This is a genomic window from Alloalcanivorax mobilis (assembly GCF_002864685.1).
GTDB lineage: Bacteria > Pseudomonadota > Gammaproteobacteria > Pseudomonadales > Alcanivoracaceae > Alloalcanivorax > Alloalcanivorax mobilis.
On the sequence record NZ_NMQZ01000026.1, the window covers coordinates 41,612 to 66,094 of the forward strand.

The 24,483-nt window shown below is 63.1% G+C and carries 22 protein-coding genes; 5 read left to right on the forward strand and 17 right to left on the reverse strand.

What is annotated here, in order from left to right:
- Position 1: 1 nt before the first annotated feature.
- From CGS25_RS13300 to CGS25_RS13340, 9 genes are all read right to left on the reverse strand, one after another.
- Positions 2-784, reverse strand: coding sequence for an enoyl-CoA hydratase/isomerase family protein (locus tag CGS25_RS13300; protein ID WP_089033730.1), 783 nt, complete (start codon positions 782-784; stop codon positions 2-4).
- A gap of 4 nt (positions 785-788) precedes the next feature.
- Entirely contained in the window at positions 789-1,898 is a 1,110-nt protein-coding gene (locus tag CGS25_RS13305) for an acyl-CoA dehydrogenase family protein (protein ID WP_089033731.1), read from the reverse strand.
- 8 nt (positions 1,899-1,906) lie between these two features.
- Positions 1,907-3,100 carry an acyl-CoA dehydrogenase family protein gene (locus CGS25_RS13310; RefSeq protein WP_101675778.1) on the reverse strand — a complete coding sequence of 398 codons (1,194 nt, stop codon included), beginning with the start codon at positions 3,098-3,100 and terminating at the stop codon, positions 1,907-1,909.
- A gap of 228 nt (positions 3,101-3,328) precedes the next feature.
- Entirely contained in the window at positions 3,329-4,477 is a 1,149-nt protein-coding gene (locus tag CGS25_RS13315) for a porin (RefSeq protein ID WP_089033733.1), read from the reverse strand.
- Between the two features lie 136 nt (positions 4,478-4,613).
- Positions 4,614-5,873, reverse strand: coding sequence for an alkyl sulfatase dimerization domain-containing protein (locus tag CGS25_RS13320; protein WP_101675779.1), 1,260 nt, complete (start codon positions 5,871-5,873; stop codon positions 4,614-4,616).
- A 106-nt stretch (positions 5,874-5,979) separates the two neighbouring features.
- Complete coding sequence (locus CGS25_RS13325) at positions 5,980-7,260, reverse strand: DUF1254 domain-containing protein (RefSeq protein WP_101675780.1); 1,281 nt, start codon at positions 7,258-7,260, stop codon at positions 5,980-5,982.
- 33 nt (positions 7,261-7,293) lie between these two features.
- Positions 7,294-9,414 (reverse strand): acetate--CoA ligase family protein, encoded by a 2,121-nt coding sequence (locus CGS25_RS13330; protein WP_089033736.1) that lies wholly within the window; start codon positions 9,412-9,414, stop codon positions 7,294-7,296.
- On the reverse strand, positions 9,414-10,454 hold the full coding sequence (locus tag CGS25_RS13335) for a TAXI family TRAP transporter solute-binding subunit (protein WP_089033737.1): 1,041 nt from the start codon (positions 10,452-10,454) through the stop codon (positions 9,414-9,416). Before CGS25_RS13335 ends, CGS25_RS13330 begins: the two co-directional genes overlap by 1 nt.
- Before the next feature lie 67 nt (positions 10,455-10,521).
- Positions 10,522-12,441: a TRAP transporter permease gene (locus CGS25_RS13340; RefSeq protein WP_157933831.1), complete on the reverse strand. Its 1,920-nt coding sequence runs from the start codon at positions 12,439-12,441 to the stop codon at positions 10,522-10,524.
- A 457-nt stretch (positions 12,442-12,898) separates the two neighbouring features.
- Here CGS25_RS13340 and CGS25_RS13345 point away from each other — a divergent pair, with 457 nt between their 5' ends.
- Complete coding sequence (locus CGS25_RS13345; protein WP_089033739.1) at positions 12,899-14,215, forward strand: alkyl sulfatase dimerization domain-containing protein; 1,317 nt, start codon at positions 12,899-12,901, stop codon at positions 14,213-14,215.
- A gap of 59 nt (positions 14,216-14,274) precedes the next feature.
- Here the strand turns inward: CGS25_RS13345 and CGS25_RS13350 are convergent, their stop codons facing one another.
- The 3 genes from CGS25_RS13350 to CGS25_RS13360 all read right to left on the reverse strand — a co-directional run bounded on the left by CGS25_RS13350 (position 14,275) and on the right by CGS25_RS13360 (position 17,063).
- Complete coding sequence (locus CGS25_RS13350; protein ID WP_101675781.1) at positions 14,275-15,087, reverse strand: TetR/AcrR family transcriptional regulator; 813 nt, start codon at positions 15,085-15,087, stop codon at positions 14,275-14,277.
- Between the two features lie 114 nt (positions 15,088-15,201).
- Positions 15,202-15,975, reverse strand: coding sequence for an SDR family oxidoreductase (locus tag CGS25_RS13355; protein ID WP_089033741.1), 774 nt, complete (start codon positions 15,973-15,975; stop codon positions 15,202-15,204).
- Between the two features lie 68 nt (positions 15,976-16,043).
- Positions 16,044-17,063, reverse strand: a complete 1,020-nt coding sequence (locus CGS25_RS13360; RefSeq protein ID WP_101675782.1) for an alpha/beta fold hydrolase — start codon at positions 17,061-17,063, stop codon at positions 16,044-16,046.
- Positions 17,064-17,201: 138 nt separating this feature from the next.
- On the opposite strand from CGS25_RS13360, the gene glnT reads away from it, so the two are divergent.
- The 4 genes from glnT to CGS25_RS13380 all read left to right on the forward strand — a co-directional run bounded on the left by glnT (position 17,202) and on the right by CGS25_RS13380 (position 20,599).
- Positions 17,202-18,560: a type III glutamate--ammonia ligase gene (gene glnT / locus CGS25_RS13365; RefSeq protein ID WP_101675783.1), complete on the forward strand. Its 1,359-nt coding sequence runs from the start codon at positions 17,202-17,204 to the stop codon at positions 18,558-18,560.
- 30 nt (positions 18,561-18,590) lie between these two features.
- On the forward strand, positions 18,591-19,118 hold the full coding sequence (locus CGS25_RS13370) for a type 2 periplasmic-binding domain-containing protein (protein ID WP_198588797.1): 528 nt from the start codon (positions 18,591-18,593) through the stop codon (positions 19,116-19,118).
- 117 nt (positions 19,119-19,235) lie between these two features.
- Positions 19,236-19,934, forward strand: coding sequence for an ABC transporter substrate-binding protein (locus CGS25_RS13375; protein WP_108723627.1), 699 nt, complete (start codon positions 19,236-19,238; stop codon positions 19,932-19,934).
- A 56-nt stretch (positions 19,935-19,990) separates the two neighbouring features.
- Positions 19,991-20,599 carry a TetR family transcriptional regulator gene (locus CGS25_RS13380; protein WP_089033745.1) on the forward strand — a complete coding sequence of 203 codons (609 nt, stop codon included), beginning with the start codon at positions 19,991-19,993 and terminating at the stop codon, positions 20,597-20,599.
- A 10-nt stretch (positions 20,600-20,609) separates the two neighbouring features.
- On the opposite strand, the gene CGS25_RS13385 is transcribed toward CGS25_RS13380, so the two are convergent.
- From CGS25_RS13385 to CGS25_RS13405, 5 genes are all read right to left on the reverse strand, one after another.
- Complete coding sequence (locus CGS25_RS13385) at positions 20,610-22,190, reverse strand: PepSY-associated TM helix domain-containing protein (protein WP_101675784.1); 1,581 nt, start codon at positions 22,188-22,190, stop codon at positions 20,610-20,612.
- Positions 22,190-22,444, reverse strand: a complete 255-nt coding sequence (locus CGS25_RS13390; RefSeq protein WP_089033747.1) for a hypothetical protein — start codon at positions 22,442-22,444, stop codon at positions 22,190-22,192. Before CGS25_RS13390 ends, CGS25_RS13385 begins: the two co-directional genes overlap by 1 nt.
- The gene (locus CGS25_RS13395) at positions 22,441-22,755 is read right to left on the reverse strand and encodes a hypothetical protein (RefSeq protein ID WP_157933832.1); all 315 of its coding nucleotides are present in this window, start codon (positions 22,753-22,755) and stop codon (positions 22,441-22,443) included. Before CGS25_RS13395 ends, CGS25_RS13390 begins: the two co-directional genes overlap by 4 nt.
- A 303-nt stretch (positions 22,756-23,058) precedes the next feature.
- A complete protein-coding gene (locus CGS25_RS13400; RefSeq protein ID WP_101675785.1) occupies positions 23,059-23,637 on the reverse strand; it encodes a hypothetical protein in 579 nt (192 codons plus the stop codon).
- A complete protein-coding gene (locus tag CGS25_RS13405; RefSeq protein ID WP_101675786.1) occupies positions 23,634-24,230 on the reverse strand; it encodes a hypothetical protein in 597 nt (198 codons plus the stop codon). Before CGS25_RS13405 ends, CGS25_RS13400 begins: the two co-directional genes overlap by 4 nt.
- Positions 24,231-24,483 lie beyond the last annotated feature (253 nt).

Below are 24,483 nucleotides of genomic sequence, written 5' to 3' on the forward strand. Positions count from 1 at the left end.
TTCATTCGCCTTTAAAGCGTGCTTTGCGTTTTTCCAGAAAGGCGCTGGCGCCTTCCAGGAAATCGTCGGACACAAAGGTGCGCGCCGCGGTTTCGCGCTCTTCGTCCAGGCGTTCGGAAAGACCGGCGGCGAGATCGGCGAACTGGCGTTTGATGTACGCCTGAGCCAGCGGCGGGCCGGCGGCCAAACGCTCGGCATGGCGCATCGCCACCGCCAGCGCCTCGCCTTTGTCGGCACGCACATCCACCAACCCGATCCGCACGGCGTCGTCCAAATTCACTTCTTCACCGGTGAGCAGAATGCGCCGGGCAGGGCCGGTGCCGACCCGGAACGGCAATGACCACATCAACGAGCCATCCGGTGCCGCGCCAACGCGAATCTGCGCGGCGCAGAAGCGCGCGCCCTCGGCGGCCACCATCAGGTCGCAGGCGGCGGCCAGCCCCAGGCCGGCGCCGAAGGCCGGCCCTTCCACCGCCGACACATAGAGTTTGTCCGAGGTGAGAATGCGCTCCAGCAGCGGGCCACCGCCTTTAAGCCGTTCGCGAATCTTGTCGAGATCGCGGATCTTGCGCAGGGCGTCCAGGTTGCCACCGGCCGAGAACACCCCGCCACTGCCGGTGAGCACGAACACGCGCAGGGCGGCGTCGTTCTCGAAACGTTCGATGGCGGCCAGCAGACCGTCGCGCACGCCGGGGGCGCCCATCGAGTTGCGCATTTCGAAGGCGTTGATGGTGACCACCGCCACCGCGCCCCGGGTTTCCATCAATACCGCTTGGTCAGTCATCTCTCTATACCTCCAGGGTGGCCAGATAAAGGCCGCCGTTATGAGCCGCGTCGCCGAACAGCCGGCTGAGCGCGTTGACGCGCAACAGATAGCGGCCAATGCCCAGTTCCTGGGTCATGCCGATGCCGCCGTGCATCTGAATCGCTTCCCGGCAAACGTGATCGCCCACCGGCACCGCCAGCGCCAGCGCCGCGTAGGCGTCGCCGTGGGCCGGGTTTTCGGCCAGGCTCTGGCAGGCGCCGGCCACCAGTGAACGCAGCATTTCCAGCTCCGCGTGCAAATCGGCGGCGCGGTGCTGCAACGCCTGGAAGCGGCCGATCACGGTGCCGAACTGCTCGCGGATGCGCAGGTAATCCAGTGTGCGCTCGAGCGCGCCTTCACAGGCCCCCAGCGTTTCCGAGGCAGCGGCCAGGGCGCCGGCGGCCAGCGCCGCGTCCAGGGCGGTTAGGGCGGCGTCGCCGCGGGCCAGGATCGCGTCGTCGCTTACCGCCACCGCGTCCAGATACACGGTCGCCAGAGAGGTGCCATCGAACGCGGCGTAGGATTCCACGCGCAGCCCGGAGCTGGCGGCGTCGACGACCAACAGGGCGGGTGCGTCATCAAGCCGGCAGGAAACCAGCACATGCTCGGCGATGCCGGCGTCCATGACCGCTCGCTTGCAGCCGCTCAAACTCAGGCTGTCGCCGGCGCGGCTGGCCTGCGCTTCGATAAGCCGATGATCGTAACCGGCGTCGCTTTCCAGGGTGGCCAGGGTCAGCGTCACGGCGCCGCCGGCCAGTTGCGCCAGCAAAGCGTCGCGTTTGGGGCCCGCCGGCGCATGCGCCAACGCGGTGCCGGCCAGCACCTGGGAGGCCAGGAAAGGCGCGCGCACCTGATGGCGCCCGAAGCGCCGACACAGGATCGACAACTCGGCGGGGCCCATGCCACCGCCGCCGGCGGACTCGGGCAGCGCCAGGCCAAGCAGACCGAGCTCGTTGAGTTCCTTCCATAAGGTGCCGCCCGCCATCTGGCTGGACTGCGTGTTCATTTCCCGGCGCGGGTCCCATTGCTTGTCCAGCAGGCGCGCCACGGTGTCATCGATAAGCTGCTGTTCTTCAGTCGGTATAAAACCCATGGATCACCTCAAAGATCGAGCACGTGCTTGGCAATAATGTTGCGCTGCACTTCATTGGAGCCGGCGGCGATGGCCGGGCCACGCAGGTAGTAACGGGATTCCGCCACGTAGCGGGCGTCACCGCCCGCATTGAGAACGTCACGCGGGTGCTCGTCGTAGGCACTGTCCGCCGCCAGGCCGTCAATGCCGGCGACATCCAGAATCGCCTCGTCCACGGCCTGGTTAATGGCCACCCCTTTCAGGTTCAGTGACGACGCGAACACGCCAATGCGGCCGTCCTGGATCAGCATCTCCAGGCCGCGACGGGTGGCGTATTCCAGGGCTTTGACCTGCACCGCCAGGTGGGCGATGCGCGCGTGCATATCGGGGCGTTCATACAAGCTGCCGGAGCGGTCCCGATTGGCTTTCGCCAGTGCCAGAAGGCGGCCCAGTTTGCGGCGCGCCTCGGCGTGGCGCGAGGTGGCCAGGCGCTCGTGTTCGAGCAGCGCCTTGGCGGTGGTCCAACCGGTATTCTCTTCGCCGATGCGCTGGTCCACGGGCACACGCACGTCGTCGAAGTTGACCTGATTGAGAATGTGCGCGCCGTAGAAATGGCGGATCGGCTCAACGCTGACCCCATCGCTGCGCATGTCCAGCAACAGAAAGGAAATGCCTTTCTGCTTCTTCACCTCGGTGTTGGTGCGCACCAGGCAGAACATCCAATCCGCGTACTGTGCGTAGCTGGTCCAGATCTTGGCGCCATTGATGCGGTAGTGATCGCCGTCGCGTACCGCTCGGGTACGCAGAGACGCCAGGTCGGAACCGGCGGAGGGCTCCGAGTAACCCTGGCACCACCATTGGTCCATATTCAAAGCGCCGGGCAGAAAACGTTCCTTTTGCGCCTCGGTGCCGTACTCAAGAAGAATCGGACCCAGCATGCGCATGTTGAAGGCCGGCACCCCGGGCGCGCCCGCCAGCGCCATTTCCTCTTCGAACACAAAACGTTTCTCCAGGCTCCAATCCGTGCCACCCCAGCGCTTGGGCCAGTGCACCGCGCCCCAGCCTTGCGCCACCAGCTTGCGCTGCCAGGCGATCGTCTCGGCACGGCTGGCATCCCGACCCTGCGCCATCTTGAGACGGATCTGCTCGGGTACTTCGCTGGCCACGAATTCGCGAATCTCTTCACGAAAGCGGCCTTCCTCCTGTCGAGACATGATCGACATGATCGTTCCTCCTGCTGTCAAAGGGCCAAGCGGAGCGGCTCACGGCATTGCCGGTACGCTCCGCAAAAAAAAGCCGGCATGGGGATGCCGGCGAAAAAAAGCGCGCGAGACGGGAGTGACTCAACTTGGACGGGGAGAGCATCCGCGCCGATTTCCAGCCATTCCCGTGGCGGCGTGCCGAAGCACGCCACCGGGACCGTTTTCCCGCGCGCCCTGTTCAGCGCTGCCTCAGAATTTCAGTTGCGCGCCCACCGAGACCGACCAGGGGTCACGACCGGGCAACGTGGCGAGCTTGTCGCCATGGGCATAATCCACACCACGGTAGGAGGCGTTCTCGCCGTTCTGGGTGGTGGTGTACATGGCGTGCAGAAGCACCGCATCGCTGAGCTGGTGGAACAGGCCCACGCTGTACTGGTCGGCTTCATCGTCGCCCACCTTTGATTCCTCGGCGTGGTTCCATTGCCCCACGGCGGTCCAGCGCGGCGCCAGGGTGTAGTTGACCTGCAGGCCATAGGCTTCGCGGTCCAGGGCATCGAAATCATCTGGCGTGATGTCTTCGTAAACGGCGCCGAGAGTCAAAGCACCGAAATCGTACTTGGCGAACCCACGATAGGCGTCCAGCGCGCCGGTACCGAACGCGTCGGCGTAATGAATGAACGCACCACTGAGCTGCAACGCACCCGGCTTCCAATCGACCCAGCCGCTGTAGCTTTCGCGGTCGTTGTCATCCACCGCATTGACCGAGCCGGCCTGATCGGAGGAGTACTGCAGTGCCAGCGAGACGTTGCCGAGGCGTGCCTTCCAGTTCAGGCTATTGGAACCGAACAGATCAAGCCGGCCGCCGGCGCCGGCCGCCGACGTGCCGAGAATGGCGTGGGAATCGCCCACCGTGGTATTGAAATAGCCCAGGTAAGAAACACCCAGGTTCTTGAACGGCGTGTTCATACGGCCGATCAGGAAAGTACCTGCCGGAGTATCAAAGCCCAGGAAGCTGTCGCGGGTGGTCCACACGTCACCACTGTCCACGTCGTCGACATCGACTTGTTGCTCGTACTGCCACAAAAATTTATAACCGTCGCGGTAAGGAACTTCGCCACGAAAGCCGATCATGCTGGTGTTGCTGGAGACACTGACGCCGCCATCGGAGAGCAACGGACTGGCTTCCGCCTCGCTGCCGCTGACATCGGAGTCGGAGTACTCGGTGGACAGACGCATCGCACCATAGAGTTCTACTTTTTTGGTGATCGCCCGTTCCGGGTGAATAACCTCTTCAAGCACCTGGATCGCCGCCGCCGATGCAGTGGCAGGCAGCATCGCGGGAGTCAGTATCGCGACCAGGCAGAGCCCGGACTTCACCGTGTTTTTATAGAGTTTCATGTTGATCTCCTAGAACCTGTTTTGTTGTGTCATTTAAAGGCCACTTGGCCTTGGTTCAGGCGCACGTTCCCGCTGTCACCACGAACCTGTTCTTTGCAGACCGGTATCCGTTCCGATACCACCGGCAGTGCCGGCGTCAGGCATCACCACTCATCCGCCGCGCCACCGACCGATAAATCTGGCCGGAAACATAGGACGGCGAGCGCTCCGCCAGTTCTTCGAGAATTTCCGCTTTCATTTGCCGCGCCTCGCGGCTGAACGCGTCTTCGCCGCGTTCCGGCGAGAGCACATCGAGCACATGCAACGCCAGTTGCGGTTCACCGGCGGCGCGCTTGGCGGCGGCGGTATCCAGAACGTGGCGCGGGTCGCTGATCGCTTCGCGCAGAGCGGCGGCCACGGCATTGGGCTCGCCGGGGTGAAGCTGGGTGGCATTGCGGTCCCACCAGCCGTTCTCCGAGCGCCAGATATCGCGCACGATGTATTCGGGCATGCCATAGCTGGGCTTCATCAGCGGGTGGCCGAAGATCTCTTCCGGGTAGCTCATGTCGTGCAGAATTTCCGCTTCGCTCATACCACGGTTCATTCGCTCGACCGTTTCCCGGCGCAAATAACGCAGCGCATCGATGCTCAATTGCAGCGCGTCCCGTGCTTCCGCCTCACCGTTGATCGGCTTCCCAAACTCGGGGATAAGGGTCTTCGGACGTAACGCCTGAAGTCGCTCCAGGGTGTTCGCCCAGCGAACCGGGTCGCGCAGGGTGCGAAGCGGTGTGCCGATGTTGGGAATTGATTTGATGAAACCCGGGCCGGCGTAGAGGATGCGGCTTTCCGGTAACCACAGAGCCATGCAGTCATCGGTTTCCGACGGCGCCGCCAGAATTTCGATGTCGCGGTCTCCGCCCTCGATCACATAGCGATCATCAAACTCAATGGTTGGGAAGGTGAACCATTTCTCCGGCGGCTGCTCGGGCATCTGAAAGTTAAACTGCAGTCCATTCAAATGACTTTGCAGGCGCCAGGGCTCCTGATAACGGCGATAACGGTGGGCAAGACGGCTCTGAGCAATGATGTCGGGCTTTGGATGGCCACGCTCGGCGGCGTCTTCCAACCAACGCTTGGCACCGTGGTTGTAACCCACATGCCCGTGGCTGTAGACGATCGCCAGCAAGGGCTTGTCGCTGATGCCCCGTACATGCTCAATCATGGATCGGGTGACTTTCCCGCCCGGGCCCGAATCGGTAATCACCAGGCCGCGCTCAGTCTCCACCAGCACACTGTTGCCCTGGCCGCCGACCAGATGCACGCCGTCGGCGACCGTTGTGACGTCTTTCTTCGCCAGCAAAAAATCGCTGACGACCGGCGCCGCACTGCTGCTGTTGCTTGCTTCTTGTTCACTCATGATCCGCTCCTTTCCCGGGGCCAGCCTTTTTTCAGACAAGGGGCGCCCGAAGCAGGCGCTGAGTGTTAAACGCCCGCTGGTGGTTGATCGCTGTGCTGCTCTTTCTTTAAGCGCGCTTCACGGCAGGTAGACGGTAGCTACCACTCAGTAAAGCCCGCTTCGGAATGTAGCCTCGAAAGGTGAGCGCGAACGGCCCTTGCGGTGCCGGCAACCAGTTCGACTGCCGTTGTTCCCCGGGGCTGCGCGAGCCGATCCAGATGTCCAGCGAGCCGTCCTCATTCCAGCTCAGGCCCGGCGACCGGTCGCCCACCGCATAGCGGCGTAAAGGGGTATCGGCAAAAAAGAACTGGCCGTCGTCGGTGGCCTCATAAAGACTCAACGACCAGAACGATTCCAACGGTGGCATTTCGCCGGCGGGAAAGTGCAGCACGTAGTCCTGGTTGCCGTCGAACAGACCCTCGGCCTGATCGCCGTCGGCGCGCATATAGATCGCCTCTTCAATCGGCAGTGCGCCCAGACCACCCACCGCGACCACCGCACGCAGCAGATAGTCCTGCCCGAAGTTGCCGTTACCGCTGTTGGGGTAAGTCCAGCCCTGAATCATCGCGCCGCGCGCGCGCTGGATTTTCACCAGATACGCTTTTGCATCCTCGATGCCAGCCTCGATGGCTCCGGCCTGCTCCTGGTCGAAGACGGACGCGTCGAAAGTCTGGTCCGGGCCGATTCCCAGCGCGGCGATACGTTGCAGCACCAGGCCGTCGGTGACCGGCGGACGCTCGCGGCGCAGCAAACGATTAGCGGCCTTCAGGTACTCTTTCCAATCCGCGGAGCGCAGTACCGGATCACCGGGTTCGACATCATCTTTGCTGGCGCCTTCGTGCACGAACAGGCCGTCCTGAACCGCGCAGGCGGCTGCCAGATCATCCGGGCCGTCGACCAGGATGCGCGCCAGCGCCCAAACGCGCGTGGTCGGCGCCCGCACTACTTCCGCGGCGTCGCCGGGTATCGCCTGATCCGGCCCCACCACGGTATAGACGCCGCCGTTGTTGCCGGTGGTGCGTGTACCCAGCACCACGAAGTTATTGGTGTACATGTCCATGAATGCCAGCGAGATATAGCGCTCACCGGTGTCCGGCACGGTGATCGTCACCGGGCCTTTGGAGAGATCGAGCCAGGCGTCCGAGTACAACGTATCGTTGTTCGGCGTCGTGACCCAACGGCTGCGATGGTTCAACAGCTTGCGGGCGTGATTAAACACGTTGGCACCGGCGCCGATGCGCCACTTCCGTGTCGTTTCCATGATCACCAGCGGCACCGTGTAGAGGTAGGCCTGCTTGGCGATGCTTCTTAAAGCCGCCGGATCAACGGCGGGCAGTTGCTTACTCATTTTTTTTCCTCGTTGTCTTGCCAACCCGCGGCGCTATCGGCGGCCGATCAGCAGACCATCCAGCGCCACCACGCCTTCGCCTTTGGCGCGCACCAACACCGGATTGATGTCCAGACTTTCCAAAGAGTCGCCGGCGGCGACGGCGAACTCGGAGACTCGCATCAGCAGGTCCACCAGCGCGTCGACGTCGGCGTGCGGCCGTCCCCGAGCACCGAACAGCAGCGCCTTGCCACGCAGCTCGTCGATCATTTCCATGGCCATGTCGCGGTTCAGCGGCGCGGTGCGGAAACTGACGTCGCCGAGCACTTCCACCAGAACGCCACCGAGGCCCAGCATCACCACCGGCCCGAACGCGGGATCACGCTGCACGCCAACAATGCACTCGACGCCTTCGCTTTCCATCGGCGAGAGCAGCACGCCATCCAGACGCGCATCCGGGCAGGCCTGGCGCGCAGCGGCGAGAATCTCGTCGCAGGCACGGGCCACCTGATCGGCGCCACGCAGGTTGAGACGCACGCCGCCAATGTCGGATTTATGGGTGATGTCGGCGGAGGCGATCTTCGCCACCAGGGGCCGGTCGATATGGCCGGCGACCACCGCCGCCTCTTCGCCGCTGTGCACCAGGTGAGTTTCCGGCACCGGCACGCCGAAACGCGACAGCACTTCGAAGCTGCGTGCCTCGGAGTAGGTGCAATCGTCCAGGGTGACCGGGTCCGGCTCGCGCTCGGCACGGGCACTGACGGTGCGCGCCTGGAACTCGGCGAAGCCGGCCAACGCCGAGAGTGCTCGAATGGCGCGGCTCGGGTCCTGGAACGCCAGACAACCGTTGCGTTCAAGGATTTCCCGCACCGGATCGTTGAACACCGACACCGCGCAGAAAACGCGATCGGGGAAACGCTGGCGCACGGCGGCGATCTGCCCGGCGATGTTCTCGCCCAGCGCGCCCAGGCCGGCGGCGGCCAGGAAGGCGATCATCATCTGATAGTCGCCGTTGTCGAGCATGATCTGCAGGCTGGTTTCGAACAGGGTGACGTCGTTGGTGATCTGCCCGGTAATGTCCACCGGATTGCGCGGCGCGGCGAACGGCACCAGGCCTCGGATCTTCGCCTGACCCTCAGCGCCCAGCTCCGGCAACACCAGCCCCGCTTCGTCGGCGGCGTCGGCCATCAGTACCCCGGCGCCACCGGACACGGTGAACACACCCAGCTTGTTGCCCTTTGGCAGACCTGCCACCGAAACCGCGTAGCCCACGTCGAAGAATTCCTCGATGGAGTTGGCACGGTACACCCCATACTGACGGAACACGGCATCGAAGATGGCGTCTTCGCCGGCCAGGGCGGCGGTGTGCGAGGCCGCCGCCTGCGCACCGATGGCGGTGCGGCCGACCTTGGTGATGACCACCGGTTTGCCCGCGTCCCGGGCGGCGGCCAGCGCCGCCTCCAGTTTGCGGCCATCGCGGCAACCTTCCATATAGCCAAGGATCACATCGGTGTCCGGATCGTTAGCGAGCCAGGCCACGCAGTCGGCGAAATCCACGTTGCCTTCGTTACCGGTGGTGATCCAGTAGTTCAGGCCGATGCCACGCTGACGCGCCAGGGTAAAGGCATAGGCGCCGTAGGCGCCGCTCTGGCTGACCAGCCCGATGCGGCCGGTGGGCGCCACGCCCTGGCCAACCACCGGTGAGAAGGTGGCGAACACCTTCTCTTTCAGATTCATGAATCCCAGGCAGTTGGGGCCGAGCACGCGCACGCCGGCGGCTTCGGCCCGGGCCATCAGAGCCTGCTGCGCCTGGCTGCCTTCGTCGCTCACCTCGGCGAACCCCGAGGAGAACAGAACAATGCCACTGACCTGAGCGGCGATGGCGTCATCCAGTGCCTGCTCGACCATCGCCGCTGGCACCGCCACGATCACCAGGTCAACCTTGCCAGACACCTCGCGAATCGACGGGTATGCCTTCAAACCCTGAATTTCAGTGGCCTTCGGATTGATTGGATAGATTTCACCCTGAAAGCCATTAGCGAGCAGGAAAGCAATCGGCAGCCCGCCAATTTTCGACGGCGTGGAGCTGGCTCCAATCACCGCCACGGAGCGCGGGCGGAACAGCCGGTCCAGGGAATCACGCTGCTCGATAACGCTGCTGACTTTTGCGTTCATCACTGCTTGGCCTCCGGCGGAATGGCGCTGTCGGGCAGTTCGATGCCGCGCTCGCGGTAGTAGCGCAGCGCGCCCGGGTGCAGCGGACAGTTCATCTGCTTAATGGCGTTCTCCATATTGACGCTGCTCATGAACTTGGCGGCGTTATGGAAGGTGTCGAGATTCTCGAAGATGGTCTTGGTGATCTGGTAGACCAGCTCTTCATCCACATCTTTATTGGTGCCCAGACCGACCCAGGTGCCGACCGCGTTGACCGGCTCGGTGTTGACCTGGTTGTCGCCATAGATGTCCGGCGGAATCTGCATGATGGTGCGGCCCGGCAGATTCATTACCTTCTGCATGACCTCGGTTTTCAGCGCTTCATCGGGCACGCCCAGGAAACGGACTTTTTGCAGCAGAACGATTTGTTCAATGGACGCCGACGGAAGCTGAGTGGGACCGATGTAGAGATCCACCTGGCCGTCCTGGAACGCCTGATTGCCGGAGTTCCAGTCGAGCTTGGCCATTTCATAATCTTCGCCGGCTTTGTAGCCGGTGGCGCCTTCAATGATCGACAGCGCGACCAGGGTGGCGGCGCCACCCGGCGGGCCGATAAACACGCGCTTGCCCTTGATCTGCTTCAGAGACGTGATGCCCGAGTTCGCGTGCACCATGATGTGATACGGCCCGAGCGGGAAGTTCATGATCTGACGAACGTTCTTATACAGCTCCGGCGCGCTGGACATATTGGCGAACATGCCGGTGCCGGTGCTCATGAAGTGGTTGATCGACGGGCTGCTGATAAACAGATCCACCTGACCGCGGGCGGCGTCCAGAGTGGAACGGGTGGACGCCATGCCGGAGGTCATGTTGATGCGCACCGGCAGGTTTTTCTGCAGTACCGATTGCAACGTTACCGCGAACACGTACGGCGAAGAGCCGGCCTGGGCGGTGTGCATGCGCAGGTTGGTGTCGGCGGCGCCGGCCTGGCCGGCGAGCCCGACGGCCGCCAGCATGGCGCCGGCCAGGCCGAGATTCTTGAGACGCTTGGTGAAGTTCATCGAACTCTCCCTTTATTGCTGTTTGTATTTGCTGTTTGTTGTTTAAAGTTTTGTCTTTGATGAATGTCTATTCGGCTTTCGGTTTCACCACCGGGTTGGAGTCACCCAACCAGCGCGGCTTAAGGTTGGGCAGGAAGCTGGCGCCGAGCACCAGCAGCCCCAAGGCGAAGCCCACCAGTTCGATGGAAGTGCCGCGCATCATCAGCAGCACGGCGACCACAAAACGCAGCCCCCGTGCCAGCGGCCCCAGTTTCATCGCACCAAAGCCGGCGAACGCGGTGGTCAAGGCCCAAATCACCAGCAGCATGCGCACCACGCCCCAGATCAAATCGGGCATGTTGAAGCCTTCCACGATCAACAGCAGTGACGGGTTAAAGACGAACAGGAACGGCACCAGGAAACCGACCAGCGCCAGGCGCACGGACACCGCCGCCACCTTCATCGGGTTGGCTTCGGCCAGCGGCGCGGCGGCGAAGGCGGCCAGCGCCACCGGCGGCGTGATCGCGGACAGTACGCCGAAGTACAGCACGAACAGATGCACCGACAGCAACGGCACGTCGAAGCTGGTCAGCGCCGGGCCCATCACCAACACAATGATCAGGTAGGCGGGCAGCGTCGGCATGCCCATGCCCAGCACCAGACAGCCGGCGGCGGTGAGGATCAGGCTTAACAGCAGGCTGTGCTCGCCCAGGGTGGCCACCGCCTGGGCAAAGCTCAGCCCCAAGCCGGTGAGGTCCATGCCGGCGATGACGATGCCGATGGCGCCCACCGCGATCATGATGCGCGAGCCCGCCACGCCGCCATGGGCCAGTGCGACAATCAAACGTTGCGGTTGGCGGCGGATTTCCGGATTGAGAATGCCGAAGCCCATCGCCACCAGGGTCGCCCAGACCCCGGCGAGCGCCGGCGAACGGCCGGCCGCCAACACCAGAATCACGGTGGCCACCGGCGCCACGAACATCAGCGAGCGAATCCAATCGTCTTTGGTCAGTACCGGCAATTCATCCGCCGGAGTCGGTTTAATGCCGAGGCGGCGCGCTTCGTAGTAGACCGCCGCGAACAGCGCTGACACATAGAAGAACGCCGGCAAAATCGCCGCCACGCAGATCAGCAGATAGGGGGTGCCGGTGAGTTGCGCCATCATAAAGGCGGCGGCGCCCATGACCGGCGGGATCACCTGGCCGCCGGTGGAGGCGGCGGCCTCGACAGCGCCGGCGAACGCCGGGCTGAACCCGCGCCGCTTGATCATCGGGATGGTGAAGGCGCCGGTGCCGGCCACATTGGCGGTGACACTGCCGGACATGGTGCCAAACAACATGCTGGCGAAGATCGCCGCGTGGGCGGGGCCACCGGGCAAGCGCCCGGTAACGCGGATCGACATACGCACCAGCGCCGGGCCCGCGCCCGTGGCCTCCAGAATCACGCCAAAGATGATGTAGATAAACAGCAACTCGATCATCACCGCCACCGGCGCACCGAACACGCCGCTGAAGCCGTACCACATGCCCTGCATCACCTGATCCAGCGAGAAGCCGGCATGGCGTACCGAGGCCGGCAGCAGATCGCCGAACAGGCAGTACAGCAGAGTGATCGCCGCGAACAGTGACAGGCCCAGGCCGAATTCCCGGCGGGTCAATTCGATCAGAGCCAGCACCCCGCCCAGCGCGATGAACTGGTCGGTGCGGCTGTAATCCACCAGCATGTTCTCCATCTGGCTGGCGGAGCCGACAAAGCGCTGAACGGCCAGGAAGATCAGGCCGACCAGCAGCGCATCGATCAGCCAGAGCAGGATTTTCACCGCCGGCTGGCGGGGCGGGTACATCACCACCAGCGGCTTCACGAACACCGCCACGGCGATGCAGGCCGCGAAGGTCAGCGGTCGCTGATAGCTGGGATCAAAAATTCCAAACAGGGACGTGTAAATGGTGATCGCCGCAAGCACGACACCAATAACCAGCCCTAGCTGCCGGATTGACGCTGTAAACACACTCTCCTCCCACGGACTCGAAAGGGCCCGCCTTGGTCTTGTTGTGACCGAATCACACCACGGCTGATTAATGGCTGTCAATTATATTGTTTGCATTTCCATCAGGCCCGCGACTCCATTGCAATGAACTTCATTAATTTCCATGCCCCTCCTCCAGGCCCATCGCCGACATCTGTTTCCGACCAGTTTTAACTTGAAACCAGGTTCGCCGAAGCCTGAAATTTCAGCGCATTTCTTGCTAAAGGCGGCCAAATCCCGGCATTGAGCGCACAACTGTTTACCGGGCCCCGCCGCGCCACCCATTCCATAAAAACCGCACCGGGCGCCAGGTCGAGACCCTGCATGCCGGCGCCGGCCGCCGCGCTGATTAATGGCCTCCATGCATTTCAGGCTTCCTTTTTTAATGACCTCGCATTACTTTAAGTAACACTTGCCCCACGACACAGGAGATTCAACAGTGATCAATCATGAGCTCAGGGCCATCGGTGACGCCTGCTGGGACCGCTTCGATTTCGGCCGCGACTGGAACCATCACATCAGCGGCAGCCAGGTCATCCCGATTAATGATCGCCTTGCCTATATCGCCTCGCGGGGCGTGGTCGGCAATGTCACGCTGGTGCGGACCGACGACGGCCTGGTGGTGATCGATTGCGGCAGCCGCAACACCGCGAAGAATATTCACCGCGCCATCCGCGCCTGGTCGGACCAGCCGATCCATACGGTGATCTATACCCACGGCCATCTGGATCACGCCTTCGGTACCCCCCTGTTCGATCAGGAGGCGGAAGCCGCCGGGCTGCCAAAACCGGAGGTCATCGGCCAGGCCAACATCGAACGCCGCTTCCGTCGCTATCGGGCCAGCGCCGGCTGGAACGCCAACATCAACGGCCGTCAGTTCAAAGTGGCCGGCTTCACCTGGCCGGACGAGTACCGCTATCCGGACACCTTCTATGAAGAGGAAATGACGCTGGAAAAGGGCGGGCGGCGCTTGGAGCTGTACCACGGCATGGGCGAGACCGACGATCACACCTGGACCTGGATCGCGGAAGACAAAACCGTGGTGACCGGCGATTTCGTGATCTGGGCCGCGCCCAATGCGGGCAACCCGCAAAAAGTGCAGCGCTTCGCCAGACCCTGGGCAGAGGCGTTGCGGGCCATGGCGGCCAAGAAACCGGAAGTGCTGGTGCCCGGCCATGGCCCGGCGGTGTTCGGCGCCGAGCGGGTCGCCACCTTGCTCGACGACACCGCCACCTTCCTGGAGACGATTCACGATCAGACCCTGGAAGCCATGAACGAAGGGCTGAAGCTGGCCGACATCGTCGACAAGGTGACGTTGCCCGAAGGTCTTTTGGAAAAGCCCTACTTGCAGCCCACCTACGACGATCCGGAATTCCTGGTGCGTAATGTGTGGCGGCTTTATGGCGGCTGGTACGATGGCAACCCGGCGCATTTGAAACCGGCGCATCCGCAAGCCCTGGGCACGGCCATCGCCGCCATTGCCGGTGGCGCCGACGGGCTCGCCGAGGCCGCCAGTCAGTGGTTGGAAAAAGGCGATTTAAGACTGGCCGGGCATCTCAGCGAATTCGCCGTGCAGGCGGAGCCAGACCACAAAGAAGCCCACCGCGTGCGTGCACGGGTGAACCAGGCCCGCGCCAAGGCGGAGACGTCATTGATGGCGAAGGGGATTTTCAGCGACGCGGCCAACGTGTCCCTGCGGGAACTCGGCGACGACGGCGAGGGCGGTTACCCGGGCTCACGGGTGGGCATCGGCTGATCCTTCGCGCGCCTCTCAAGCTCGCCGGACGGCAAGCCTGAGAGGCGGTCAGCGTGTTCTCAGGCGCCGGCTTTTTCGTCTTCGGCGGCGCTGCGCACCGCCGCCGGTTGCCAGCTGCGTTGCTGATCCATGGCGACGCCCATGTAGGTGGGCATGGCGTGCCGGGCGTCCGCTTCCTGAATCGCCGCCAGGGTCGACGGGGACAACGGCGCGTCGAATATCGCCGCCGCGGTGGTGATCATGTCATCCACTCGTATCCAGCCTTCGTCGAGGCGAAAACCGCCTTTCTTTTCCGACTTCACCTGCTCGATCGCGGCCAGGCCATTAATGTGCATGTACTGCATGCTCACATAACGCTGATCCAGAATCGCCACCGGCATATACGGCTTGGCTTCGTGAAGCGCCTTGCGGCTGTTTTGTGAACCCTCGCCGTGCAAGCCATTGAAACGGCGCCAGGCATTGCGGTCCATGCGCAGCTGCACCAGAAACCGCAGGTAGTAGCCGGGCTCATCGTTATCGAGCACATATCGGGCCAGGGGCATGATGCAGGTTTCAGCGATCACCATGGACGATAAGGGAAGGCCATTATTTTTGCGCCGCAACTCGGCCAACATGGCGAGGCGCTCGGCATCGATCGGGTTGGAGCGGAGATTCAGGATCGACTCGATGATCGCCTCTCGGGAACCGAAGTGATAGTGGATCACCGATTCGTTTTTCTGCCCGGCCTCTTCCCTGATCTGGCGCAGCGTGGCACCACGCAGGCCATTCATGGCGAAGACCTTTTCGGCGGCCAGGGTCAGCTCAAGTTTGGTGCCGTTGATCTCACCGGACCGGTTCTTCGTCGGACGACTTTTGTTCTTTGCATCCGCCATGGGCGCCTGCCTCGTTCCACTGAATTTAATGGCCCTATACTAACACTCTCTCGTCTCCATGGTCTCCGCCGACCGGGCTTTTCCGTGGTCCGGCGGTCACCCCCGTCAACGCCGCTAATCCTGGTAGATCATCTTGCAGGTCATGCCGCCGTCCACGGTGAACTGTTGCCCGGTAATAAAACCAGCCTGGTCAGAGGCGAGAAACGCAACGGTGGCGGCGATGTCTTCGGGCACGCCAACCCGGCCCACCGGGTGCTGCCGCCGATCCGTCTGACTGTGTTGTGGGTGGGAACGTCGTGCGCGCCGCTGCCAGGGCCCGGTCTCGATCCAACCTGGGCAGATCGCATTGACGCGGATGTCCGGCCCCAGGCTGATCGCCAGGGCGTGAGTGAGGGCCAGCAACCCACCCTTGGCGGCGGCGTACGCTTCGCAGTGAGGCTCGGACTGCAACGCCCTTGTAGAAGCGATGTTGACGATCACACCCTGCCGGGCACGGAGCAACGGCACCGCCGCCCGGCTACACAGGAACGCGCCGGTTAAGTGGCTGTCCTGCCAGCGGCGCCAATCTTCCAGGCTGAGACTTTCCAGCGGCCCACTGACCGGATCGGCAATGCCGGCGTTATTCATCAACAGGTCCAGCCCCGCCGGCTGACCATCCTGTTCTTGCCAGGCCCGCAGCGCCTGGAAAGCCTCCGCGACCCGGTCTTCATCTCCCACGTCCACGGCGGCCACCCGCAGCGCGTCGTCCCGCCGCTCCGCGGCCAGCTCCTCAAGGGCCTGGTGGTCGCAATCCAGCACCATGACCCGCCATCCCCGGTCCAACAGAAAGGCCACGGTGCCCCGGCCAATACCTTGAGCGCCTCCCGTAATCAATGCGGTCGATCTCATACCTGTCTCCTTGAGTCTGCTTAAGAAGACATGCGGCCAACGCCAGCAGGATCAACGGCAAAGACGTATCACGGCGGCGTCGCCAACAACTCCGCCATGACCCGCCACCAGTGGCCGGTGCTGGCGCGCTCGCGACCCGGCGCGCCGGCGGCGTGGCCGTAGTCGGAATCCAGTATCTCCAGGCGCGCGCCGGCAATGCGCTCGCTCTCATAACGAGCGTCCTCGACGGTGAAATACAGATCGGTGCGCGAGGGCATCACCACCGTGTGGGCGCGAATGCCGTTGAGCGCGGCGTCAAAGTCGCCGCCGTATTCGGCGTCGTTGGCCGGGTCGGCGTGCTGCCAGGCGAGCATCATCGCCAGCAGATCGTTGGCGTCCTGGTGCAGATGATCGCGGTCCCAGAAACGCAGCAGCGCTTCGATGCTCTCGAACCCCAACTCCTTATAGAGCTCACGGCGGAAGAACGCCTGACTGTAGGCCCAGCCGGCGTAGACCCGGGCAAAGGCGCGTAAACCCGCTTGCGGCGGGCGCGTGTAAGCACCCCCGTTGTAAACCGGGTCGGCCAGCAACGCGCTGCGCACCCCCTCCAGAAACACCTGGTTATGCGGCCAACAGCGCGCCGTGGCGCACACCGGCAGCAGGCGCTTGACGCGCCGCGGGTGACGCATCGCCCACAGGTAGCTTTGCATACCACCCATCGACCAGCCGGTGGCCCGGGCGATCTCCGTGTCACCGAACCAGGCATCCAGCGCGCGCCGCTGGGCCTCCACGTTGTCGTCCAGAGTCACCAGCGGAAACCGGTGCCCGCGCTGCGACGGGTGCGCGTTGCTGGGCGAGGTGGCACGGCCATTGCCAAACAGGTTGAACAGCACCACGCAATACCGCGCCAGCGGCCCGCCCGCACCAACCAGGGGCAGGCTGCCCTGTTCCGTACCACCGTAGTAGCAGGGCACCACCACCAGATTGTCCCGGCGTGCGTTCAACTCACCGATCTGCACCGCGATCATGCGTGCCTCGCGCAGCACTCCGCCCTCCTTGAGGGGCAGGTCTCCCAGCGCGATTTCACGGCTAATGATTTGATTTTTCATGCGTTTTCTCCATTGCGAACGGCGTGGCAAGGCATCTTGGTTCACCGTTATATATACAGGCTGGCATGTATATTGAATGAAGGAATCGTGCCAACCGCCATGCCCGCGCCGCACGCGGCACCACTGGAGAGAATCAGCATGAACGCCTACGAACCGATTGAAAGCCTGCGCCAGGAGTTGACCCAAAAAGGGGTCAAGTACGCCATCGCCAGCTACGTGGATATCCACGGCGCGATCAAGGGCAAGTTTGTCCCGATGGCCCACCTGGATCGCATGATGGGCGGCTCGGAACTGTACACCGGCGCCGCGCTGGATGGCGTGCCCCAGGACATCAACGACGATGAAGTGGCGGCCATGCCGGACGCGGCCACCGCCACGCCCTGCAGCTGGAACCGGGAACTGGCCTGGTTCGCCAGCGACCTGTATTTGAACGGTAAGCCGTTCGAAGCCTGCTCGCGGCACATTCTTAAACGCCAGTTGGCCGCCGCCGCCGACCTGGGCTTTGCGTTCAACCTGGGCATTGAAACCGAATTTTTCCTGTTCAAGGACACCGCCGACGGCGGCTTCGCGCCGATCAGCGACCGCGACACCCTGGAAAAGCCCTGCTACGACCCGCGCCTGCTGATGGACAACCTGCCGATCGTCAATGAAATCGTGGAGGCCATGAACGAACAGGGCTGGGACGTTTATTCCTTCGACCACGAAGACGCCAACGGCCAGTTTGAAACCGACTTTATGTACACCGACGCGCTGGGCATGGCCGACCGGTTGGTGTTTTTTCGCATGATGGCCAACGAAATTGCCCGCAAACATGGCGCCTTCGCCAGCTTCATGCCCAAGCCGTTCGCCGACCGCACCGGCAGCGGCGCCCACTACAACATGTCCCTGGCCGATCTGGACAGCGGCAAGAATCTGTTCGAACCGCACGGTGACGACCCGCACGATTGCGGTGTGTCACCGCTGGCCTACCATTTTATCGCCGGCGTTTTGAAACACGCGCGCGCCATCTGCGCGGTGATCGCGCCCACCGTCAACAGCTACAAGCGGCTGGTACAACGTGGCGCCATGTCCGGTTCCACCTGGGCGCCGGTGTTCTGCTGCTACGGCAACAACAACCGCACCAACATGCTGCGCATTCCCTCCCAGGGCGGCCGCGTGGAATGCCGCGCGCCGGACATCAGCGGCAACCCCTATCTGGGCGCCGCGCTGATGCTGGCCGCCGGCCTGGAAGGCATTCGTGAAAAGCTGAACCCGGGGCTGCCGCACCGGGAAAACATGAACGATTACTCCCTCGCCGAAGTGAAAGCCATGGGCATTGAGATGCTGCCGCGCACCCTGGGTGAAGCCATCGATGCCTTCGAAGCGGACCCGCTGGCGAAGCAGGTGTTCGGTGATCTGATGTTCGACAGCTTCGTGGAATTCAAACGTTCCGAATGGGAGCAATACCACAATCTGGTTTCCGACTGGGAAATCAAACGCTATTTGAAAATGTTCTGATTCAAGGTTCTCAAATCACGGGAGAAAACCATGTCCTTCGTTAAACGCAGTTTGCGCTTCACCGGTATTGCGGCGCTGCTTGTCGCCCTGCTGGCGCCGGGTCTCGGCGTGGCCGCCGAGCGTCAGAGTTTCCGTCTGGCGTGGACCATCTACGCCGGCTGGATGCCCTGGAAGTACGCTCAGGAATCCGGAATCATGAAAAAGTGGGCCGACAAATATGGCATCGATGTCGAGATCACCCAGATCAATGATTACATCGAATCGATCAATCAGTTCACCGCCGGCCAGTATGACGCGGTCACTCTGACCAGCATGGATGCGCTGTCGATTCCGGCGGCCAGCGGCGTCGACTCCACCGCGCTGATCATCGGCGACTACTCCAACGGCAACGACGGCATTGTGATGAAACACCCCGACGGCGGCATCAAATCGCTTAACAGGCTGCTGAAGAACCCCTTGCGTGCTCAGGCTTTCAGGTTGGCACGTAATCCAGGCGCAGTTTTGAAGATGTGTGTCCACCCATCGAAAAATTGCAACGACGAGTACGGGCCAGCCTGAAAGCCCCGAAGGGCGCGGCCTGAAGCGCACATCTGCTGCGCCTTGTCTCTAGGAAAGGGAACCACCCTGTCCGTTGAGACAAGACACAACAGCTGCACGCTTCAGGCCACGCTGAGCATGCAAGGGGTTCTTCAGCAGCCTGTTAAAGGCCAGAGCATCAATCTGGTGGAATTGTCGGTGTCCCATTATCTGCTGGCGCGGGCCTTGGAAGAGCAAGGTCTCAGCGAACGGGATGTGAGCATCGTCAACACTTCGGACGCCGATATCGTGGCCGCCTTCAACAGCGACGATGTGAACAACATCGTCACCTGGAACCCGCTGTTGAGCGAAGCCGCCAGCAAGCCCGGTGCCGAAGTCGTGTTCGATTCCAGCCAGATTCCCGGCCATATCAAGGATCTGACTCTGGTCAACACCCAGACGCTGAAAGAGAATCCGAAGCTGGGCAAAGCCCTGGTGGGTGCCTGGTACGAAGTGATGGGCGTTCTTGAAAGCGACACCAACAAAGGCGCCGAAGCACGGGCGTTTCTGGGGCAGGCCTCGGGCACCGATCAAAAAGGCTATGAAGATCAACTGGCCGGCATGAAGATGTTCTGGAAACCGCGCGATTCACTGGGCTTTCTGTACAGCGATGAAGCGATTGAGGCGATGGACAGCGTCCGCCAGTTTTCTTTCGAGCATGGCCTGCTTGGCGAAGGCGCCGACAGCGCGGACTTTATCGGCATCACCTTTCCCGAGTCCACGCTCGGCGATCAGAGCAACATCAAGCTGAGATTTGATCCCACTTATATGAAAATGGCCGCCGACGGCAAACTTTAACAAGGAGCTTCGCTCGCCGCCCGGGTTGTCCAGACCCGGGCGGCGGCGTTCACATCATGCGACGCACAAAAGAAGACGCGGAGAAAACCCGCCTGAAAATCCTCGAAGCGGCGCTGGAACTGTTCAGCCGCAACGGCTACACCAACACCACGCTGGCCAGGATCGCGGAGCAGGCCGGTTACAGCCGTGGCCCGATTTACTGGCACTTTAAAAACAAGGACGAACTGTTCGAAGCGGTTCTGTCGTTTTCGCAACAACCGCTGGGCGCCCTGATTGACGAAGCAAACGCCGCCGCCCACCGGCCGCTGCAGGCGATCGAACATTTTTCCCGCCATTGGCTGCGGCTGTTGGTGGACAATCGCTGGCACCGGCAATCGTTCGAAATTCTGCTTAACAAAACCGAACTCACCGCCAACCTTGAGCGCACCCTGAAACGCGAGCGCAAACTGACCCGCTCGGTGGTGGCCACGCTTACCGCACTGGTGCGGCAAGCGCAAGCGCACGGCCTGGCCACCCCCCACGCCGGCGCCGATGAACTCGGCCTGCTTTGCTATACCTACCTGATGGGCATCACCCAGACCTGGCTGTTCTCGCCACGCTTGTTCAACCTGGAGCAGGAAATCGATTTCTTCGTCGAGCGCCTTCTGGTTCTGGTTAAAACCTGAGTCTCCGGCGTCAGACCGGCTCGGCGATGGTGGCGATCCGGCGCTGGCGGCGAACCTCCCAAAGCGGATGAGCCCCGGCCCGGCGCAGGCGCCGCGCACGCAGACGATCGACGGCGAACAGACTGGCGGCCACCGCCAATAAGGCGCCACTTACCAGTCCAATGTCCGGGTCGGCCCAACTGGTAAACCCTTCGATGACGCCCTGAACCAAGGGGGCGAGCAGATACAGCAACGCCGAGAGTGGCAGCCAGACACGGGTCACGCCCAGCGGCGTGAACCGGAACGCGCACAACAATGCCGCCAGCAACAGGCTCACGAAACCGCCTTTCTCGGCCATCACCACGGCGCTCGCCCAGGGCGAATGCATCACCACTTTGTTGGCGATAAAGCTCACCGCCAGCCCGGCCATCACGCCGTAGGTCACGCCCAGCGTAAGCCGCAGCATAAAGGCCGCTGAGCGGCTCGGACCGTGCCGGTCGGTGCGTCGCTCCGCCCACATCACATTGCCGGAGAAAAACAACAAACAGCCGAGCAGAGCGAGTACGAAATAGATCACACGCAGGAACAGCCCGCCGTAATCGCCGCCACCGTAATCGCCAAAGTGCAGGGAATAGATTGGTGACAGCACCGCGTGATTGAACGGCCGCGCCCCCGGCGCCGTGATCGTCAGTTGCTCCGCGTCGCTGCCTTTCATCACCACATGAGCATGGTGCGCCACATAGCCGCGCACCGAGCCAGCGACGTCAACGGTGGCGTTCTTGTCCCCGTATTGCTGCAGCTCGATCCAGTCCACCCGCATTCCGGGCAGTGCCTGCTCGGCGCGGGCCAGATAGCGCCCGATGCCGGCCATGGCGACGGTTTCGCCGCTCGCTTCGGGCGCCGGCCAGGCCTCGGTGGCGCTGGTGATCGCGCCCTGCAATTGCGGGCCGAACACCAGGGCACCCAGCACCACGGTGAGCAGCGCCAGGCACCCCATGGCGGCACCGGTGACGGCGAAGATCAAATGGAACGGAAAGCTGATCACGCCCACCAGGTTGTGCAGGTTTTTCCAATAACGGCGCACATTGCCCTGGTGTTTGAGGGCGAACAACTCGCGCTTCATTTTCGGCCAGTGAATGATCAGGCCGCCGATCAGCGCCGCGCCGTAAAGCACCGAGATCAACCCCATCAGCCAGAGGCCGACCTTGGGAATGGCCAGCTCATAGTGCAGCTCGTTGACGAACTCGGCGAGGCTGGAGCGGGTGCGCTCCTGGTATTCGCCATTGCTGGCGAAATCACCGGCGTAGCTGGTGTGCCAGATGTCCTGGCCATCCACCCGCTCGTGCCAGATCACGGTGGGCTCGTCGCCGGGAATCATATACAGCCAGGTGCCGGCGTGGGGGTCGGCCTGGAGCACCTTGTCGAGCAGCGTCTGCAGGCCGGCATGGTCGGCGGGCGTCGCCTGTTGGCCGCGCGGCTCCTGCCAATGGTGCAGTTCATGGTGAAACATATTCAAAGCGCCGGCGAAGAACGCCACGAACAGCGCCAGACCACTGACAATACCGACCCAGGCGTGCAGATCGATGTGCCGTCTCAGCGTCTCGGCTCGCATCAGGCGGCTCCGTATAAAGAGGTGGCCTGCAACAGCAGCCAGGCCAGGCCGTTGGCCAAGACCAGACCGAGGGCGGCGCGCCAAGGAGTGCGCGCCAGCCCGGTGAGGACGATCAGTGCCGCCCACACCATCAGTACCAGCAGCATCAGCAGCACCAGCCAGCGGTGCCAATCGAGCGGCAACGTCGCCGCCAGCAACCCGCACAACATGGCCGCCAGGGGCAACCCCAGCACCGTACCCAGCAACGCTCTCATGGGCGCTCGCGTCCCGCCGGGCGATAACCATCGACCAGATGGCCGATCAGCATCGGCAGGCCCATGGCGCCGATGGCGAACACCCAGAAGCCGGTGAACAGCCCGACACCGGTGCCCAACCGCCAGGCCCAGCCGAGCAAGGCGCCGAGCACCAGAAGCCCACCGGAAAGACGGGCAGCGGCGGGCAACGGCACGGCCAGAGCCCGTTGCTGGCGGTCACTCAGATAAAGCAGAGCGGCGCCGGTCAGGGTAACGAGGGTCAGCAAAACGATCATAGAGAGCCGCGCGGGTAATTTGATAACGATTCGCATTTATACCGCCGGCCTTAGGTTGGGTCAAACCGGATCATTAAGGGGGGGGAATTAAGGGCACTGCTGGCCGATGGTTTTGGGTAGCGCTGAACGCTGGGCGCTAGACGCTAGACGCCGGACGCCGGACGCCGGACGCTCAACCCTGGCTCTGAAGGGCTTGGCATGTTTGCTACGACGTTTGGAGGCGCACATACCTTGGGTCGTCGCCAAGCAGCAAACCCCATATACGTAGCCGCAATGCGGTCAGTCGCGGGTTTTGATCTTAGCGTCCAGCGTCCGGCGTCTAGCGTCTAGCGTCTAGCGTCAGCGCACGCCCGGCCGCAAGGGAGCCAAGGCCTGCTCGGCAGCCGCGCTACGGGTCGCGGACAGACGCCGCCAATCAAGGGCGTCCCGATCCGGCACCCAGACGTCGGCGAACGCGGCGGCGTCGGCCACCGCCATTTCCGCACTCAGCATTGGCACGCCGTGCAGTTCACCGCTCAGGCCGCCAGCGCGTGAGACCGCCTCCAGCCAGGCCGCCGGCCGCGGGTGCAGGCGCACATCCGGCAGCGGACAGCGCCCCACCGTTTCCGTCACCGCGCAATCGAGCAGCGCGTCGCGGTCACGGCTGATGCCCTGCCGCCACAGCGCCGACCCGCCAATAATCACCAGCGAGGGGAAGGTGCGTCGCAGGGCCAGGCAAATCAGCGCCTGATCCGGTGGCTCTGCGCCGCTGACACGAATGAACACCGGCCTTGGCGGAGCGACCTGCCGCACCTGGCCGCTGCGCAACCAGCGCCGGGCGGTTTCCATGGCCTCCTGTTCATCGCCATGGAAACGCTGTTTCAGGTCGGCCAGGGAAAAGACCGCGGGCAGTGTCTCAGGCTCGGTGCCGGCGTTCATGATTGCTCCCCGGGCGCCAGCCCCACGTCCAGCCCCAGCCAGCCGCGCAAACGCAGAACTCCGGCCAACAACACACACACCACCGCGGCACGGCCGGCATCGGCGACCAAAGCGCCACGCAGGCCCCGCAAGGTGTCCACTTTATCGGTCAGATGGGCACGGCAGGCGGCGCTGCGTTCCGGCTCCGTCTGGGGCAGCGCCAGGGTCAGAAGGCGGCCCTGAAAATCTTCTTGCAGGGCCGCGTAAGCACGGTCGATCACGCTGAAACTGCTCAACCTCTGCATGCTGCGCCGGGGGTCTCGCCGGCGGCCGTTGGCTTCGCGCCGGCGGCGGCCAAACAGACCACCCAGGTGAGTGACCAGGCGCCACCACCACGGCCGGCGCGAACTGGCGGCAAGGTACCAGGCCCAGGCCCGCAATCGTTCTATGTCGTAACGCAACTCACGCACGCTGCGCACGCGCCGCCCCCGACGGCCAGCGCCGGCGCGGTAGACCACCAGATATTCATTGAGCGCACCGGCACGCCCGGTCACCGCCTCAATGGCGAGACACCGTGGCGAATCAGACACCCGGAACGGTTTCTGGAAACCCATCGGAACACTCCTGGCGGGACATGAACGTGCTCCGCGACTCACCTTCATGATCCGGATGACCAACGGCGCGAACAGTGACGCCTCCTTGGCCCGATGCCAGGGCGATCACACCCGCTGCTACTCTAGCCAGCCGTCGCGGCGCTTCCAAGGTGCTAATGCGTCCGCTTTGAGTGAACGGATGTAGTCGAATGTATCCAAATCGATGAACGCGGGGTTTTCGCTACGCCGGACCACGCGGCTGGTTCGTCGCCAG